The organism is Kocuria sp., assembly GCF_030530945.1.
Classification (GTDB): Bacteria; Actinomycetota; Actinomycetes; order Actinomycetales; family Micrococcaceae; genus Kocuria.
The window spans coordinates 249192-266204 of sequence record NZ_JAUMTZ010000003.1 but is presented as its reverse complement, the minus strand read 5'-3'; the positions used below and the strand labels follow the sequence as shown (position 1 = coordinate 266204).

Annotated in this window: 12 protein-coding genes and 1 tRNA gene; 6 read left to right on the top strand and 7 right to left on the bottom strand. The window is 72.5% G+C overall.

The window, feature by feature from the left end:
* Window positions 1–119: 119 nt before the first annotated feature.
* Complete coding sequence (locus Q4A22_RS05135) at window positions 120–875, top strand: PspA/IM30 family protein (RefSeq protein WP_303177654.1); 756 nt, start codon at window positions 120–122, stop codon at window positions 873–875.
* Between the two features lie 3 nt (window positions 876–878).
* On the top strand, window positions 879–2528 hold the full coding sequence (locus Q4A22_RS05130; RefSeq protein WP_303177653.1) for a helicase HerA-like domain-containing protein: 1650 nt from the start codon (window positions 879–881) through the stop codon (window positions 2526–2528).
* A 155-nt stretch (window positions 2529–2683) separates the two neighbouring features.
* Here the strand turns inward: Q4A22_RS05130 and Q4A22_RS05125 are convergent.
* The 3 genes from Q4A22_RS05125 to Q4A22_RS05115 all read right to left on the bottom strand — a co-directional run bounded on the left by Q4A22_RS05125 (window position 2684) and on the right by Q4A22_RS05115 (window position 7050).
* Window positions 2684–2760 (bottom strand) — tRNA-Met (locus Q4A22_RS05125).
* Between the two features lie 117 nt (window positions 2761–2877).
* Window positions 2878–5844 carry a UPF0182 family protein gene (locus Q4A22_RS05120; RefSeq protein ID WP_303177652.1) on the bottom strand — a complete coding sequence of 989 codons (2967 nt, stop codon included), beginning with the start codon at window positions 5842–5844 and terminating at the stop codon, window positions 2878–2880.
* A gap of 102 nt (window positions 5845–5946) precedes the next feature.
* Window positions 5947–7050, bottom strand: coding sequence for a PDZ domain-containing protein (locus Q4A22_RS05115; protein ID WP_303177651.1), 1104 nt, complete (start codon window positions 7048–7050; stop codon window positions 5947–5949).
* Window positions 7051–7284: 234 nt separating this feature from the next.
* On the opposite strand from Q4A22_RS05115, the gene Q4A22_RS05110 reads away from it, so the two are divergent.
* On the top strand, window positions 7285–8802 hold the full coding sequence (locus Q4A22_RS05110) for a zinc-dependent metalloprotease (RefSeq protein WP_303177650.1): 1518 nt from the start codon (window positions 7285–7287) through the stop codon (window positions 8800–8802).
* A gap of 122 nt (window positions 8803–8924) precedes the next feature.
* Here Q4A22_RS05110 and Q4A22_RS05105 read toward each other — a convergent pair whose 3' ends face one another.
* Entirely contained in the window at window positions 8925–9515 is a 591-nt protein-coding gene (locus Q4A22_RS05105; protein ID WP_303177649.1) for a M48 family metallopeptidase, read from the bottom strand.
* Between the two features lie 112 nt (window positions 9516–9627).
* On the opposite strand from Q4A22_RS05105, the gene Q4A22_RS05100 reads away from it, so the two are divergent.
* The gene (locus tag Q4A22_RS05100; protein WP_303177648.1) at window positions 9628–10590 is read left to right on the top strand and encodes a hypothetical protein; all 963 of its coding nucleotides are present in this window, start codon (window positions 9628–9630) and stop codon (window positions 10588–10590) included.
* Window positions 10591–10631: 41 nt separating this feature from the next.
* Here Q4A22_RS05100 and Q4A22_RS05095 read toward each other — a convergent pair whose 3' ends face one another.
* Window positions 10632–11639 (bottom strand): LacI family DNA-binding transcriptional regulator, encoded by a 1008-nt coding sequence (locus tag Q4A22_RS05095; RefSeq protein ID WP_303177647.1) that lies wholly within the window; start codon window positions 11637–11639, stop codon window positions 10632–10634.
* A gap of 181 nt (window positions 11640–11820) precedes the next feature.
* Here Q4A22_RS05095 and Q4A22_RS05090 point away from each other — a divergent pair, with 181 nt between their 5' ends.
* Both Q4A22_RS05090 and Q4A22_RS05085 read left to right on the top strand, forming a co-directional pair.
* On the top strand, window positions 11821–13299 hold the full coding sequence (locus tag Q4A22_RS05090) for an NAD(P)/FAD-dependent oxidoreductase (RefSeq protein ID WP_303177646.1): 1479 nt from the start codon (window positions 11821–11823) through the stop codon (window positions 13297–13299).
* The gene (locus Q4A22_RS05085; RefSeq protein ID WP_303177645.1) at window positions 13296–14123 is read left to right on the top strand and encodes an alpha/beta fold hydrolase; all 828 of its coding nucleotides are present in this window, start codon (window positions 13296–13298) and stop codon (window positions 14121–14123) included. The genes Q4A22_RS05090 and Q4A22_RS05085 overlap by 4 nt, the downstream gene beginning before the upstream one ends.
* A gap of 78 nt (window positions 14124–14201) precedes the next feature.
* Here the strand turns inward: Q4A22_RS05085 and Q4A22_RS05080 are convergent, their stop codons facing one another.
* On the bottom strand, window positions 14202–15992 hold the full coding sequence (locus Q4A22_RS05080; protein ID WP_303177644.1) for an ATP-dependent helicase: 1791 nt from the start codon (window positions 15990–15992) through the stop codon (window positions 14202–14204).
* Window positions 15989–16957: an NAD(+) diphosphatase gene (nudC, locus tag Q4A22_RS05075; RefSeq protein ID WP_303177643.1), complete on the bottom strand. Its 969-nt coding sequence runs from the start codon at window positions 16955–16957 to the stop codon at window positions 15989–15991. Before nudC ends, Q4A22_RS05080 begins: the two co-directional genes overlap by 4 nt.
* Between the last annotated feature and the right edge of the window lie 56 nt (window positions 16958–17013).

The following is a 17013-nucleotide window of genomic DNA, read 5'->3' as shown; positions in this document are numbered from 1 at the left end:
GACTTCGGCGGGGGCGGCGACTTCGACGGCGGCGTGGGCGGGAACTTCTGAGTCCCGCCGGGCCCCGCACCATCCACACATTCTGACCACGAACCCACACAGGAGAACGGGAGAGCACCATGTCCAAGCAGTCCATCTTCGGGCGCATCGCCCAGCTGGCCAAGGCCAACATCAACGCCGTCATCGACTCCGCGGAGGACCCGCAGAAGATGCTGGACCAGATGGTCCGGGACTACACGGAGAACATCCGCGAGGCCGAGTCCGCCGTGGCCCAGACCATCGGCAACCTGCGGCTGCTCGAGAAGGACCACGCGGAGGACCTCCAGGAGGCCCAGCAGTGGGGGAACAAGGCGCTCGCGGCCTCCAACAAGGCGGACGAGTTCCGGGCCGGCGGCAACGAGTCCGACGCCCAGAAGTTCGACAACCTGGCCAAGGTGGCCCTGCAGCGCCAGATCCAGTCCGAGAACGAGGCCCGCGGCGCCGAGCCCCAGATCGCCTCGCAGACCGAGACCGTGGCGAAGCTCAAGGACGGGCTGAACAGCATGCGCGGCAAGCTCCAGGAGCTCTCCGCGAAGCGCGACGAGCTGGCCGCCCGCCAGAAGACCGTCCAGGCCCAGTCCCAGGTCCAGGACGCCCTGCGCTCCTTCGACGTCATGGACCCCACGAGCGAGGTCTCCCGCTTCGAGGAGAAGATCCGCCGGGAGGAGGCCCGCGTGGCCGGGCAGCAGGAGCTCGCGGACTCCTCCCTGGACCGCCAGTTCGAGGCGCTCGAGAACATGGGCCAGCAGACGGAGATCGAGGCACGCCTGGCCGCCCTGAAGAACGGCGGGTCCAGCCGCAACGGCGAGAACATCGTCTCCGCCGAGGAGATCTGAGCCGTGGCGGGCACAGGAACCGGGGCGCGTGAGCAGCTGGCCGCCATCCGCTCCGGGTACGCCACCGACTCCCCCTGCCTGGAGCTCGGAGCGGGCCTGGACGAGGACGGCGCCCACCCGGACGCCCCCGTGCGGCTGCCGCTGAGCACCCTCAACCGCCACGGCCTGGTGGCCGGGGCCACCGGCACCGGCAAGACCAAGACCCTCCAGGCGCTCGCGGAGCAGCTCAGCGAGCACGGGGTGCCCGTGTTCCTCACGGACGTCAAGGGTGATCTCAGTGGGATCTCCCGGCCCGGTGCGGACGACCCCCGGGTGGCGGAGCGCGCTGCGTCCGTGGGGCAGCAGTGGTCCCCGTCCGCGAGCCCCACCGAGTTCCTCAGCCTGGGCGGGCAGGGCGGCGGCGTGCCCGTGCGCGCCACGGTCACGTCCTTCGGGCCCACGCTGCTGTCCAAGGTGCTGGGGCTCAACGCCACCCAGGAGTCCTCCCTGGGCCTGGTGTTCCACTACGCCGACTCCCGCGGGCTGGCCCTGCTGGACCTCAAGGACCTGCGCGAGGTGGTGCTCCACCTGACCTCCCCGGAGGGTAAGGAGGAGCTCGCGGGCATCGGCGGGCTGTCCAAGCAGACCGCCGGGGTGATCCTGCGGGAGCTCACCGCGTTCGCGGACGAGGGCGCCGAGGTCTTCTTCGGCGAGCCCGAGTTCGACACCGCCGACCTGCTGCGCACCACCGAGGACGGACGCGGAGTCGTCTCGTGCCTCGAGCTCGCGGCGGTGCAGCGGCAGCCGCGGGTGTTCTCCACGTTCCTGATGTGGCTGCTCGCAGACCTCTTCCAGGACCTCCCGGAGGTGGGGGACGCGGACAAGCCCCGCCTGGTGTTCTTCTTCGACGAGGCCCATCTGCTGTTCGACGGCGCGTCCAAGGAGTTCCTGGAGTCCATCGAGCAGACCGTGCGGCTCATCCGTTCCAAGGGTGTGGGGATCTTCTTCGTGACCCAGTCCCCCAAGGACATCCCCACGGACGTCCTCGCGCAGCTGGGCAACCGCGTGCAGCACGCCCTCCGGGCGTTCACCCCGGACGACGCCAAGGCCCTGAAGGCCGCCGCGCGCACCTATCCCCGCAGCGAGTACGACCTGGAGCAGCTGCTCACCCAGCTGGCCACGGGTGAGGCGGTGGTCACGGTGCTGTCCGAGACCGGTGCCCCCACTCCCGTGGCCTGGACGCGCATGCGTGCGCCCCGCTCGCTCATGGGGCCAGCCCCCGAGGACGCCGTGGCCGCCGCCGTGGCGGCCTCCGCGCTGCTCCCCCGCTACGGGGAGGCGGTGGACCGGGAGTCCGCCTACGAGCTGCTCCACGGCCGCCTGGACCGCGCCCGGCAGGACGGGCCCGACGACGCCCCCGCATCCCGTGAGGGGACGGCACAGCGTTCCGACGGCGCGCCGGAGGGTTCGGCCCGGGACTCGTCGGGGGAATCCGCGGCGCGAGGCCGCTCGGACGGCCGTGGCAGAGAACCTCGGCGCGAGGATTCCGGGGGTGGTTTCCTCGACTCGGTGATGGAGAACCCCGCGGTGCGCTCCATGATGCGCTCGGCGGGTTCCGCGCTGGGCAGGGAGATCACCCGCTCGATCTTCGGGACCTCCCGGCGCCGCCGCTGAGACCGGCCGCTCGCCCACGACGCCGCCGCGCTCCCTATTCAGGGCACGGCGGCGTCGTGCTGCGGGGGCTTGCGTGCGGCTCAGGACGGCGCCGTGGCATGTGCAGGAGCCGGACATGCAAGAAGCCCGGTTCCATCTGGAACCGGGCTTCTTCGTGGTTGCGGGGGCAAGATTTGAACTTGCGACCTCTGGGTTATGAGCCCAGCGAGCTACCGAACTGCTCCACCCCGCGGCGACATCCACAACTATACGCAGGGTGCGGTGGGCGTGCAAATCGGGGTCCGCCCCGGACGGCGAAGCGGCCCCCGGACGGATCCGGGGGCCGCTTGGGGCGAGAGAAGTGCGGGGGCTACTTCCCGCTGCCCTCCTGGGCCATGGCGTCCTCCAGGGCCTTCTTCAGCTGCTCCTGGGCCTCGCCGTACTTGGCCCACTCACCGTCCTGGCGGGCCTTGTCGGAGTCCTGCATGGCCTTGTTCGCGGTGTCCAGGGCCTCCTGCAGGGACTGCGAGCGCGGGGACTGGGACGCGGACGGCGAGGGGCTCGCCGTGGCACCACCGGAGTCCTTGCTCTCCCCAGTGCCCCCCTGGGCGGCCTCCGCGGCCTTCTCGCTCACACCGGCCCCGCTGTCGGTGGTGGCGCCGGAGTTGCCGCCGAAGACCTGGTTCAGGGCGCCGTCGAGCGTGGGGGCGAAGCCCACCTTCTCGCCGAAGCCCACGAGCACCCGGCGCAGGGTGGGGTAGGCGGCATCCCCCGAGGACTGCACGTAGACGGGCTGGACGTAGAGCATGCCCCCGCCGGCCGGCAGGGTCAGCAGGTTGCCGTTGATGACCTCCGACGCGCCCTGCCGCAGCAGGTTCAGCTGCTGGGACACGTCCGTGTCCGAGTTGAACACGTTCTGCGCCTGGCCGGGTCCGGGGACCACCGAGGAGCGCGGGAGCTCGAGCAGCCGCAGCTTGCCGTAGTCCGCGCTCTTCTCACCGGCCTTGCCCGTGCCCGCGTCCGCGTTCGCGGAGAGGAACCCGTACATCACGTTGCGGGTGTTGCCGGACTCGTTCTGCTGGGGGATGAAGGAGGAGGTGAGCGAGAAGTTCGCGTCCTTCTCCCCCGGCATCCGCATGGACAGGTAGTACGGCGGCTGGGGGACGTCCCGGTTCTGCTGGGTGGGGTCGTTCGGGACGGACCACACGTCGTCGTTCGCGTAGAAGCTGTTCGCGTCCGTCACGTGGTACTTGTTCAGCAGCTCGCGCTGGACCTTGAACATGTCCTCCGGGTAGCGCACGTGGGCCATGAGGTCCGCGGACATCTCCGAGTAGGGCTTCACGGTGCTCGGGAAGACCTTCTCCCAGGACTTCAGCACGGGGTCCTGGTCGTCCCACGCGTAGAGCTCCACGGAGCCGTCGTACGCGTTGACCGTGGCCTTGACCGAGTTGCGGATGTAGTTCACCCGGTCCGCCGGAAGTGCCGCGGCGGCACCCTGGGCGGTCTGGGTGTCCTGCGTGGCCTCCTGCAGCACGGACGGCGTGGAGTACGGGTAGGAGTCCGCGGTGGTGTAGGCGTCCACGATCCACACCACCTTGTTGTCCACGACCGCCGGGTACGGCTTGCCGTCCACCGTGAGGTACGGGGCCACCTTCTCCACGCGCTCGCGCGGGTTGCGGTCGTAGAGGATCTGCGACTCCGGGCGCACTGCGTCCGAGAGCAGCATGTCCGAGGACTGGAACTTGATGGAGTAGGACAGCTTGTTGAACAGGTTGCCCACGTTCGGCCCGCCGTTTCCGGTGAACGTGGTCTTGGCGTCCGCGGCGTCGCCGTCGTCCGCCTGCGGGCGGTCCAGCTCCAGCGGGTCGTCCTCCGAGGAGCCGCCTACGATCGAGTACTCCGGGGAGTTCTCGCCGAAGTAGATGCGGGGCTCGTAGTCGTCGGAGATCTCGCCCGTGGAGGGGATGCCGGACTGCATGAACTGGGGCTTGCCGTCCGCCTGCACGCGCGAGCCGTACGCGGCCACCACGCCGTAGCCGTGGGTGTAGACCACCGACTTGTTGTACCAGCCCTGGATCTGCTCCGGGTTCAGCTCGCGCGGGGCGATCACGGTGTCCTGCGTCTGGCCGTCGATGTCGTAGCGGTCCACGTTCAGGTTGTCCGGGAACTGGTAGTAGGGCCGGAACTGCTGCAGCTGGGCGAACGCGGAGGACACCACGTTCGGGTCCAGCAGGCGGATGTTGGAGGTGGTCTGCGTGTCCTGGCGCAGCGCGCCCTTCTCGGTCTCCGTGGTGGCGTCGTACGGGGTGACCTCGGTGCCGTCCAGGCCGTACGCCTGGCGGGTCATGGTGATGTTGCGCTGGATGTACTCCTTCTCCAGCGCCTGCTCGGTGGGGGTCACCTGGAAGCGCTGGATGGCCCACGGGTACAGTCCGCCGGCCACCACGGCCACCACCACGAGCATGGCGGCGCCGATCACGGGCAGCTTCCAGCGGCCGATGAACCCGGCCACCACGAACAGCACGGCCACCAGGACCGCGGCGACCGCCAGGATGCCCTTGGTGGGGATCACGGCGTTGACGTCCGTGTACATGGCGCCGGTCCACTTCCCGGAGCTGCCCACCAGCGTGGCGTAGCGGTCCAGCCAGAAGTTCACGGCCTGCAGCGCCAGGAACGCGGCGACGACCGAGCCCAGCTGCACCCGGGCGGAGCGCGTGGTGGTGATGCCGCGCTCGTGGATGCGGATCCCGCCGTAGACGTAGTGCATGAGCAGACCGGCCACCCCGGCCAGCAGCAGGGCGGTGACGAGGAACCCGATCAGCAGCCGCAGGAACGGCAGCGTGAACACGTAGAAGCCCAGGTCCAGGTGGAACTGGGGATCGGTCTGGCCGAAGGGCTCCTGGTTGAAGAACAGCAGCACGGTCTTCCACTGGGACGCCACGGTGGAGGCCGCGAACAGTCCGAAGATCACGGGCACCGCCACCATCACCACGCGGCGCACCGGGTCCAGTGCCTTCTGGTACCGGGCCATGGTGTCGCTGATGGCGCCGTCGCGCGGGCGGCTGCGGTGGGCCAGCCACATGCTCAGGAACATGAGGACGGCCACCACGAGGGTGGCCGCGACGAACAGCCCGATCATCGCGAGGTTGCGCGTGACGAACACCCGCAGGTACCCCAGCTGCTCGAACCACAGGATGTTCGTGTAGACCTGCGTGAAGCCCACGAACAGCGCGATGAGCACCACCACGGCGATCACGGTGGGAAGCAGGGCCCCGCGTTTCGCGCGGCCAGACGCCGATCGGCTGGAGGGGCGGGGAGAAGTGGATCCGGCGGTCACTGCATACCTCTGAATTTCATGGGCGCGGAGGGTGATCGGGGGCGTTCAGCGTCAACCCTATGGTGTTCGACCCCGCGGCCCGCGCAATTGCGGGCCGTGGTGTCACCGGGTGCCGCAGCTGGGCAGGTCCGCCACCGAGCCCGCGGCGGCGTGCTCCACCGCGCCCACGGCCTCCCCCAGCGAGCTCACCTCGACCACGGTGAGCCCGTCAGGGACGTGCCCGGTGACCTCGTCGCAGTTCTCGTGCGGCGCGAGGAAGTAGGTGGCACCGGAGTCCGCGGCACCCTCCAGCTTCTGGCGGATGCCCCCGATGGGGCCCACCGTGCCGTCCGGGGCGATCGTGCCGGTCCCGGCGATGTGCCTGTCCCCCGCCATGGACCCCGGGGTCAGCTCCTCGATGATCCCCAGGGCGAACATCATCCCCGCGCTGGGCCCACCCACCTGGTCCAGCTGGAAGTCCACGTCCACGGGGAAGTCGTAGTGCGGCACCAGGTAGACGCCCAGCTGCCAGCCGCCGGAGTCGCCGTCCCGGGTGAGGCCCACGTGCTCGGTCCTGGTGGCGCCGTTGTTGCGCACCGTGACGTCCGCGCCGCGGGAGCCGGCGGCGTCGAGCAGGGAGTGCAGCTGAGCGAGGGAGGTGACCGCGGTCCCGCCCACGGACACCAGCTCGTCCCCGGCGCGCAGCGTGCCGTCAGCTGGCCGGCCCGGGACCGTGGCGTGGACCGTGAGAGTGGTGGTGTAGGACTTGCCCAGGTAGCCGAGAGCCGCCGCCACGGAGTCGTCCTGGGAGGTGGTCATGGCCGCGGCGTTGGAGTCCTCCACCTGCTGCCGCGTGGTCTGCGGCGGGTACATGGTGTCCTCCGGGACCACCGCCTGGGAGGGGTCCAGCCAGCCGAGCAGCGCGGTCACGGAGTTGATCCGCCCCGACGGCCCGCCCTTGACGTACACCGTGGTCAGGTCCAGCTGGCCCCTGCTGGGGTACGTGGGCGCACCAGTGATCTTGACCAGCTGCTTGTCGTCCTGGGAGCCCAGGGTGTTGAACGTGGGCCCGGCGGCCTCCACCACGTACGGCGCGGGCAGCACCACGCCGGCCACCATCAGCACGGAGGTCCCGGCGAGCGCCAGCTGGGGCAGGGACGGCCGACGACGTCGCCACCGGCCCGGTCGGCGGGCGGTGGCGTTCTCGGGGTTCTGCGCGGTGTCCACGATCGCTCAGCGTACCTGCGTGCACCGTCCGCCACTGAGGGACGACGCCGCCCTGCCGCTGTGCCGCACGCCGGTCCGCCTCTGCCCGCGCGGCCCGGTCCGCCGTGCGGTGGGTGCCCTCCGCTCGGACCTGAGCCATCAGCGAACTGGCTCCGGACCCTTGGTCCGGCCCCACCGCCTGCCGATAAACTGGCGGAAAGTCCAGAGCACTTCCTCACGACGATTGGCGGTCCCATGCCTGCGAACCCTCCGAACGACGAGAACGGCCAGAACCCCCAGGACCCGTTCAGGGAGATGTTCGAGCGCCTGATGGGCTCCGGGGCCATGAAGCCCGGCGACATGCCCGCGGGCATGCCCGTGGATCCGCAGTCCATGTCCATGATCTTCCAGCAGATCCAGTCCATGATGAGCTCCTCGAACTCCGGGGACCCCGTGAACTGGGAGCTCGCCAACCAGAACGCCCGCCAGGTGGCGGCCCAGAAGGGCGACCCCTCGGTCACGGACAGGCAGAAGGGCGCCGTGAGCGACGCCATGAAGCTCGCGGACCTGTGGCTCAAGGACAACACGGCCTTCGACGAGGCCCCGGTGATGCCCGCCGCGTGGGCGCGCGCCGAGTGGATCGAGGCCACCTGGGAGACCTGGCAGGAGATGACCACTCCGGTGGCGGCCTCGGTGACGCAGGCCATGTCCCAGGCCCTCACCCAGCAGCTGCCGCCCGAGCTGTCCCAGGCCATGGGGGGCGCGGACCTCTCCGGGATGCTGTCCGGCGCGGGCTCCATGATGTTCGGCATGCAGCTGGGTCAGGCCGTGGGCGCGCTGTCCTGCGAGGTGCTCTCCTCCACGGACGTGGGCATCCCGCTCGCCGCGCAGCGCTGCGCCCTGGTGCCCTCCAACATCGCGGAGTTCAGCGAGGACCTGGACCTCCCGGCCTCGGACGTGCTCCTCTACCTGGCCATCCGCGAGGCCGCGCACATCCGGCTGTTCCACGGCGTCCCCTGGCTGCGCCAGTACGTGCTGGACCTGATCACGGCGTTCGCGTCCGAGATCCACATCGACATGGACCGCATCGAGTCCATCGCCCGGGACCTGGACCCCTCGGACCCCTCCGGCATCCAGGACGCCCTGTCCTCGGGGGTGTTCAGCCCCGAGATGACCCCCCAGCAGGAGGCCGCGCTCGCCAGGCTGGAGACCGTCCTGGCTCTCGTGGAGGGCTGGGTGAACCGCGTGACCGTGGCCTCCACCGTGAACATCCCCTCCGCGCCCGCTCTCACCGAGATGATGGCCCGACGCCGCGCCGAGGGCGGTCCCGCCGAGCGCACCTTCGGGGCCCTGGTGGGTCTGGAGCTGCGCCCCCGCCGCATGCGCGAGGCCGCCGCCTTCTGGGACTACGTGGCCGAGCAGCGCGGGATCACCGAGCGCGACAGCCTGTGGGAGTCCCCCGAGCTGCTGCCCACGGACGAGGACCTCGACGACCCCCAGGGCTTCGAGGAGCGCCGCGGGCTGCTCACCGCCAGCGACGAGGAGATGGACGCGGCCCTCGAGAAGCTGCTCGCCGGCGGCTACGAGGAGGGCGAGGCCCCGGCCGCCGGGACCGCCACGGACGGCGGTGCCGAGGGCACCGGGAACACGGGTGCAGGAAACTCGGACGCCGGCACCTCGGGTGCCGAGGGCCCAGGCACCGAGGACGGGTCCGGCTCCACGGACGACGACGACCGGAACGGTCCCGCGGCTCCCGGCCCCGTCGCCTCCTGACCCGTCACGTCCTGGCCCCTTCCGTCCGCCCCGGGGCACTCCGACTCGCGGGGGCCCCTGAACCGGTGCATGCCGCCCGGGTGCACGCCCTGAGACGTCACCCTGCCGGGGCCGCACCGGACTCAGGAGTCGCGGGGCGGCTGGGCCGGGTGGGCGTCGGCCCAGGCGATGCCGTCCAGGAAGCGGGCGGCGTCCTCCGCGCGGGGGTGGCGCCGCGCCAGCGACCAGAACCGCTCGTTGTGGTGCGCCTCCAGCAGGTGCGCGAGCTCGTGGAGCACCACGGTCTCCAGCACCCACTCGGGGGTGTCCGCGAGGCGGCGCGAGATCCGGATGGCGCCCGTGGACGGGGTCGCCGAGCCCCACCGTGTGTGCTGGCGGGTGGACCAGCGGATGCTCGTGGGCACGGCACGGCCCTCCAGGTAGGTCCGGGACAGCCGCGCCGCCAGTTCCTCCAGCCCCTCGTCCGATGCGCGGGTGCTCGACGCCGCCTCCGCCGCGCGGCGCTTGGCCACCACCCGTGGCACCAGCGTGGCGCTCCAGTGTGCGATCTGCGCGCGCGTGGCCCGCTGCGGCACCGCAAGCACCACCTTGTCCCCGCTGAAGTGCGCGCTCACGGTCTTGGTGCGGCGCGCGCTGCGCTGGACGACGATCTCCGGCAGGTCCTCGGGCTGCTCCCCCGGCTGCGGTGCGGTGCGGCTGCGTCCTCGTGGCATGGGTCCAGTCCACCATCCCGTCCGGACACGCACGAGCCCGGCACCCTCCACCCTCCCTGTGGATTGCCCGCTCGTGCTGTTCCCGCGCGGCGGAGGTGGGCATCCTGACCACATGAACCGCGCTCCTGTCTCCCTCGAACCCGCCGCTGCCCACCACTCGACCGCCCGGGCCGGCGGCGCCGGGCCACCCGGCCTCGCCGCCCCGCCCGACGCCGCAGGGGCGCCCGCCGACCCCCTGGCCCCGGACGAGCTGCACGTGTTCGTGTCCGGCCTCGACCCCCTGGCCGCCTCGGTGGCGTGCGCGCTCGTGGCCGCCGGGGTGTGCCTGGTGAACGTCGCGGACCCCACCCCCGTGAGCCCGCGGGACATCCGGCACGGCCCCTATCCCGCGGAGGCCGAGGGGCAGCCGCGGGAGCTGGCGCTGCGGGGGCTGCTGCGGCGTCGTGCGCCACGGTGCGTCCCGCTCACGGCGCCGGAGCTGTTCCCCAGTGCGGCAATGCCGGGCGCGGTGGTGCTCGAGGCGTGGTCGGTGGCCGGTGACCTCGTCGCGGACCTCACCGTCCCGACCCCGCCGACGCTGGACGCGGGACTGCCCACCCTCACGGTGGTCGGTGACGGCGCCTCCGTGCTGCGCTGGCCCCTCACGGACTGGGGGCACCGGCCCTGCGCCGCATGCGTCACCCACGGGGTACGAGCAGCGCGCGACGTCGCCCGACCGGACCGCGCCCTGCAGGACTGCCCCTTCCCGGTCAGCGGGGACAGCCCCACGGCCGCCGTGACGCGGACGGCAGCCGTGGGGGAGCTGGCGGCGCTGCTGCTGTCACTGGGCTTGGACCCTTCCCCCGGTCGTGGGGAGAACGCCGACCACGGCGGCGGCGGCTGTGGAGAAGGAGGGGCGGGCCATGGGAGTTCTGGCAGACAGGTCCAGGGCCCTCGCGCGGGAGAGGTCCGGGTCGATCCTGGTGAGGTGGGTCGAGAGCCGCACGGCGGTCCGGTGCTGCGACGCGGCCTGCACACGTGGCTCCTGCCCGCCAACCCGGGATGCCTGTGCTCCCTCGCCTTCGAGGGCACGTGAACACACCTCGGAGAACCGGCGGGCCGCAGCGGGCGGACGGGTCAGACGGACCCGCGGTCCACGATGCTCGCCCCGCCCGTCGCGGGCGCCTCGGGAGGCGGTGCGTCCCGCACGAGTGCGGTGATGACGGCCACGGTGTACCGGGCGGTGACGTCCGCGTCCAGCGCCACCATGGTCAGGGGCGGATCCGCCAGGGCGGCGGCGGGCGAGTCGTTGACCCCCACGATCGCGAGGTCCCGCGGTGCCCGCCAGCCCAGTCGGCGCATCCCGCAGAGCACGGCCAGAGCGGCGGTGGTGTCGTGGGCGCACACCCCGGAGGCATCCGGGTTCCGCCCGCGCCACCCCTCCAGGACCTCCGACGCCCCGAGCGGGTCCGCCGGGACGTGGAGCACGTCCGGCTCCGGCAGGCCCCGGGACGCGCACTCCCGGCGCAGCATCTCGTAGCGCCACTGGGAGACCCCGTGCATGTGGTCCCCACCGGTCACCGCGTACCCCAGCCGGTGGTGTCCCGCACGGGTGAGGCGCTGCACCTGCACCCGGGCGATGTCCTGCTCCCGCGCCCCGGTGATCCACCGCCCCATGGCGTCCGAACCGGTCCACGAGACCACGCCGCGGACGCCGCTGCCACGCATGCGGGCGGCGTCGTGCTCCGTGAGGTCCCATGCGAGGACCGCCGCCGGCGTGACCGAGGACCACACGCGGGCGGCGGGCCTGCGGGTCCACGCGTGGATGACCATGGACAGGCCCGCCTCCGCGAAGAGCACCGAGAGCCGCTCGACGATGTCCCCGATGTCCTCGGTCAGCGAGCGCGCGGGCGGGAGGTAGACCAGCACCGTGGTGGAGCGGCCGCTGCCCAGGGCCCGCGCCTCCGCTGAGGGTGTGTAGGAGAGGGAGCGGGCGGCGTCGAGCACCCTGGTGCGGGTGGCCTCCGAGATGGACTGCGAGGGGGTGTCGTTGAGCACGAAGCTCACGGTGGCGCGGGAGACCCCGGCCAGCCGTGCGACGTCCGCGCTGGTGGCCCGCCGGGCGGGAGTGCCGTGTCCGTGCATGTTCGTGCGTCCCCCCTGGGGTCTCGGTTCCCACATGCTCACCAGTGGGGCGTGCCGGGCGTCCCGACCACCGCTCGGATGTGAGCTGTACACTCGGCAGACAGTGTACTAACGCGCGTTAGCACCCCGGCTGCCCGCCTCGTGCGGCGCGCACCCCATCGCAGGAAAGTGTGGGAACGGCATGAGCACCCAGGACGTGGACGTCATCATCATCGGCGCGGGCATCTCCGGCATCGGGGCCGCCCGCGAGCTCGAGGGAACCGGACGCACGGTGCGGATCCTCGAGGCGCGCGACGGCGTGGGCGGCACGTGGGACCTGTTCCGCTACCCCGGGATCCGCTCGGACTCGGACATGGCCACCTTCGGCTACCGCAGCCGCCCCTGGACCGGCGAGCGCAGCTTGGCCCAGGGTGAGAGCATCCGGGAGTACGTCCGCGCCGCGGCCGAGGAGGCCGGGGTGCTCGGCCAGATCAGCTTCGGGCAGCGCGCACTGCGGGCGGAGTGGTCCTCGGACACCCACACCTGGACGGTCACCCACGAGGACGTGCACACGGGGGCCACCAGCACATTGGCGGGGCGGTGGCTGTTCATGGCCACCGGCTACTACCGCTACGACGAGGGCTTCACCCCCGCCTGGCCCACCCTGTCCGAGTTCCGGGGCACCGTGGTCCACCCCCAGCACTGGCCCGAGGACCTGGACGTGGCGGGCAAGCGGGTGGTCGTGGTCGGCAGCGGTGCCACCGCGGTGACCCTGGTGCCCGCCCTCACGGAGCGCGGCGCCCGCGTGAGCATGCTCCAGCGCTCCCCCACCTACGTGGCCGCGGTCTCCGGCAGGGACAGGACGGGCGTGCGCCTGCGCCGGTGGCTGCCGCCGCGGGTGGCCGGTGAGGCGAACCGCTGGCGCAACATCCTGCGGGGCATGGCCGTCTACGAGTTCAGCCGACGCCGCCCGCGGGCCATGCGCGCGCTGCTGCACCGCGGCGCGGTGAAGCACCTGGGCCCCACCTTCCCCGTGGACGAGCACTTCACCCCCGAGTACGACCCGTGGGACCAGAGGCTGTGCGCCGCCCCGGACGGGGACTTCTTCCGGGCCGTTCGGGGAGACCGGGCCGAGGTGGTCACGGACACCATCGAGCGCTTCACACCGGATGGCGTGGACCTGACCTCCGGACGCCACCTGGCGGCGGACGTGCTCGTCACCGCCACCGGTCTGAACGTGCAGTTCCTGGGCGCCGCGGAGCTCGTGGTGGACGGTGAGCCGGTGGACCCGGCGGAGCACGTGAGCTACCGCGGGATGATGCTGGACGGCGTGCCCAACATGGCGTTCGCCATCGGGTACACCAACTCCTCCTGGACCCTGCGCGTGGACCTGGTCACCGGGTACTTCCACCGGCTCCTGGACCGCATGGACCGCGAGGGCGCGGTGGCCGTGACCCCGCGGTACAGCGGCCCGCGCGCCGGACTGCGGCCGCTGATCGACCTGGCCGCCGGGTACATCCAGCGCGGCGCCCACCTGCTGCCCCGCCAGGGCCCGGACGGGGCGTGGAACGTGCGGCAGAACTACCTGCGGGACCGCGTGCTGTTCCGCCCGGGCGCGGAGCGGGACGAGCAGCTCGAGTTCACCGTCCCGGCCCCTCGGGCGGCGGGAGTCACCCCGTGAGCGGGCAGTCGTGGGACGGGATCCACTACCGCGTGACGGGCAGCGGCGCCCCCGTGCTGCTCGTGCACGGCATCGGGCGCACCCTCGCGGACTGGGACGCGCAGCACGAGCTCCTGTCCGGCTCCTTCCGGGTGGTCAGCGTGGACCTGCCCGGTTTCGGCGGATCCGAACGGCCCTCCGGGGCGATGACGCTGGAGAACCTCGCGGCGCGGCTCGCCGAGTTCGTGCGCGCCCAGGACATCGCGCCCGTGCACCTGGTGGGCAACTCCCTGGGCGGGGCAGTGGCCATGCAGCTCACCGCCGACCACCCCGATCTCGTGCGCAGCCTCCTGCTCGTGGACTCCGCCGGCTTCGGACGCGGTGTCAGCCCCGCCCTGCGGCTCGCGAGCATCCCCGGGGTGGGCGAACGCGCCCTGCGGCCCAGCCGGGGCTCGGCGCTGCGCTCCGAGCGGGCCATGTACCACGATCCCGCGCTGGCCACCCCAGAGCGCGTGGCGCACGGCTACCGGACGGCGCAGCGCCCCGGGGGCTTCGCCGCGATGCTGGAGATCCTCCGCTCCCTCGGTTCCCCGGCGGGCGTGAAGAGCGCGTGGCGCCGGGCGCTGCTGCCTCGCGTGCGGGACACGGGTGTCCCCGTGGTCGTGGTGTGGGGCGACAGGGACACGGTGCTGCCCCACCGGCACCTGGCACGCGCGGGCCGGGCCCTCGGTGCGCGCACCCACACGTTCCCGGACACCGGTCACGGGCCCATGATCGAGCGCCCCGACGAGTTCGCGCGCGTGGCCCGCGAGTTCTGGGCCTCGGCCGACGCCGACGCCGCCTAGCCAGCTCCCGCAGCCACCTCTCCCAGCCACCGCCGGGCTCCGGCGCCCGCGGGCGTCGGGATCAGATGCGCGTCGAGATCAGCGGGGCGGGCGGCGTCGTGCCGGGGTGCGCGGCGCGGAAGGGAGCAGGGCGTCGAGGAAGCGCGAGCGCGAGCGGTTGGGACGCCCGCCCGGCGTGCGGGACAGGGACCACGAGAACACCAGGTGCTCACGGGCGCGCGTGATGCCCACGTAGAGCAGGCGGCGCTCCTCGTCCATGGCATCGGGGGTGTCCGCGAAGGTGATCGGCATGAGTCCCTCGGACAGACCCACCAGGAACACCGCGTCCCACTCGAGACCTTTGGCGGAGTGCAGGGACGCGAGCGTGACCCCGTCCACGACCGGTGCCTCCTGGGTGGTGGCGCGGCGCTCGAGCTCCTGCGCGAAACCGGCCAGGGAGAGGCGCTCGTCCTGCTCGGCCGCATGCCGGGCCATGCTGTCCGCGAGCGCCACGAGCGCCCGCAGCGACTCCCACTTGGCGCGGGTGGCGCTGTCCGAGCGCGGGGCCCGTTCGCTGTAGCCCAGGGAGTGCAGCATGTCCCGCACCTGGCGGGGCACATCGGCGCGGTCCGCTCCGGCGGTGCGGGCGGCTGAGCGGATCTGCACGAGGGCCTGGCGGATCTCGGGCCGGTTGAAGAACCGCTCCGTACCCCGCAGCTGGAAGCCGATGCTCGCATCCGCCAGGGCCGCCTCGAACGCCTGCGACTGACCGTTGGTGCGGAACAGCACGGCGATCTCGTGCGGGGGCACACCGTCCGCGATGAGGTCCGCGATCCGAACGGCCACGCCGGCGGCCTCGGCCTCGTCGTCCGGGTACTCGTTCCAGGTGGGCTCCGGACCCGCCGGGCGCTGGGAGACCAGGCGCAGCGGGGTGGCCCACGTGTCCGGGGTGGAGCCCACGGAGGGCCGACGCGCCGCGAGCAGGCGGTTGGCGGTGTTGACCACCTGCGGGGTGGAGCGGTAGTCACGGATCAGCTCCACCACCGAGGCCCCGGGGTAGCGGGAGGGGAACTCCAGCAGGTGGCGGGACGTGGCCCCGGTGAAGGAGTAGATGGTCTGGGAGGCGTCCCCCACCACGCAGAGGTCGTCGCGGGAGCCCAGCCAGGCGTCGAGCAGGCGCTGCTGCAGCGGGGAGACGTCCTGGTACTCGTCCACCACGAACTGCCGGTACTGGGCGTGCACGGCCGCGGCGATCCGCTCGTCCTCCTCGAGGATCCCCACCGTGATGAGCAGGACGTCCTCGAAGTCGATCAGGTGCCGGTCCGCCTTGAGGTCCTCGTAGGACTGGTAGAGCCGCTGCATGGTCCGCACGTCGTGGCCCGCGGGCATGTCCCGGGAGCCCGCCGCCGCGGCGTAGGTGTCCGGGGTGAGCATGGAGACCTTGGCCCACTCGATCTCCGCGGCCACGTCCCGGACCGTGGCCCGGTCCGCGGTCAGGCGCATGGCCTGCGCGGCCTCGGTGATGAGCCGGGCCTTGTGGTTGACCAGCCCCGGCGGGGGCCCGCCCACGGCCTGGGGCCAGAAGTACTGCAGCTGCCGCAGCGCGGCAGAGTGGAAGGTGCGCGCCTGGACCCCCGGGGCGCCGAGCACCCGCAGCCGCTGGCGCATCTCGTTGGCGGCGCGCGCCGTGAAGGTCAGGGCGAGGGTCTTCTGCGGCGTGTAGACGCCCGAGGCGATGCCCCACGCGATCCGGTGGGTGATGGCACGGGTCTTGCCCGTGCCCGCCCCGGCGCGCACGCACACCGGGCCCTTCAGGGTGGTGGCCACCACCCGCTGCTCCGGGTCCAGGCCCCCGAGGATGCGCTCCTCCGCGCTCTGCTCCCCGCTCACCAGCCCGTCTCCGGCAGGTCCTGGCCCAGCCAGTCCGCGATCAGTGCATGGGCGATGGAGACGCGCCCGGGCAGGGTGATCTCCCCCTCGCGCACCGCCCGCAGCAGGGCCTCGCGGGTGAACCACCGGACGTCCAGGATCTCCTCCCCGTCCGCCTCCGCCTCCGCGGTGTGAGCCGTGGCGCGGTAGCCCAGCATGAGGGAGCGCGGGAACGGCCACGGCTGGGAGCCCTGGTACTGGACGGTGTCCACGGCGATCCCGGCCTCCTCCCCCACCTCGCGCACCACGGCCTGCTCGGCGGACTCCCCCGGTTCCACGAACCCGGCGAACGTGGAGAACCTGTTGCCGGACCACAGCGCCGAGCGGCCCAGCAGGATCCGCTGGCGGGACGGCTCCGGGTGGTCGTCCACCACGGCCACGATGATGGCGGGGTCCGTGCGGGGGAAGTGCACGGACCCGTCCCGCGGGCACCTCCGGGCCCATCCGGAGCGGACCACCTCCGTGAGGGACCCGCAGCGCGGACACCTCGGGTGGTCCCGGTGCCACAGGGCCACTGCCTGGCCCGTCACGAGCAGGGACGTCTGCTCCGGGGGCAGCGCGGTGGCGAGACCGCGCAGTCCGTGCCAGGCGGCGTCGTCGAACCCCGGCAGCTCCGTGTCCTCCGGGAAGGTGCGCAGCACCACGCGCGTGCCGTCCGCCAGGACGCCCAGGTGCACGTCCGGACGCGCCGGGTCCCCGGTGGCGTCAGGGAGCTCACGCAGCAGCGGCAGGACCAGACCGTTCGCCGTGGCGGGGACCGCGGAACCGCGGAAGACCAGGGCCCTGGTGTCCGCGGGCGCCTGCGCCACCAGGTCGCGGCGCTCGCGCTCCACCGCCTGACGCTCGAAGGGGCGCCCCGCGAAGGGCAGCTGCTCCGGGCCGAGCAGGGGCGCGGGCGCGCTGGGACGGTCCTGGGATGAAGTCACCCGCCCACTGTAGACCGGCCCCCGGACACCCCTCACGGCCCTGTGCACAGCCCGCA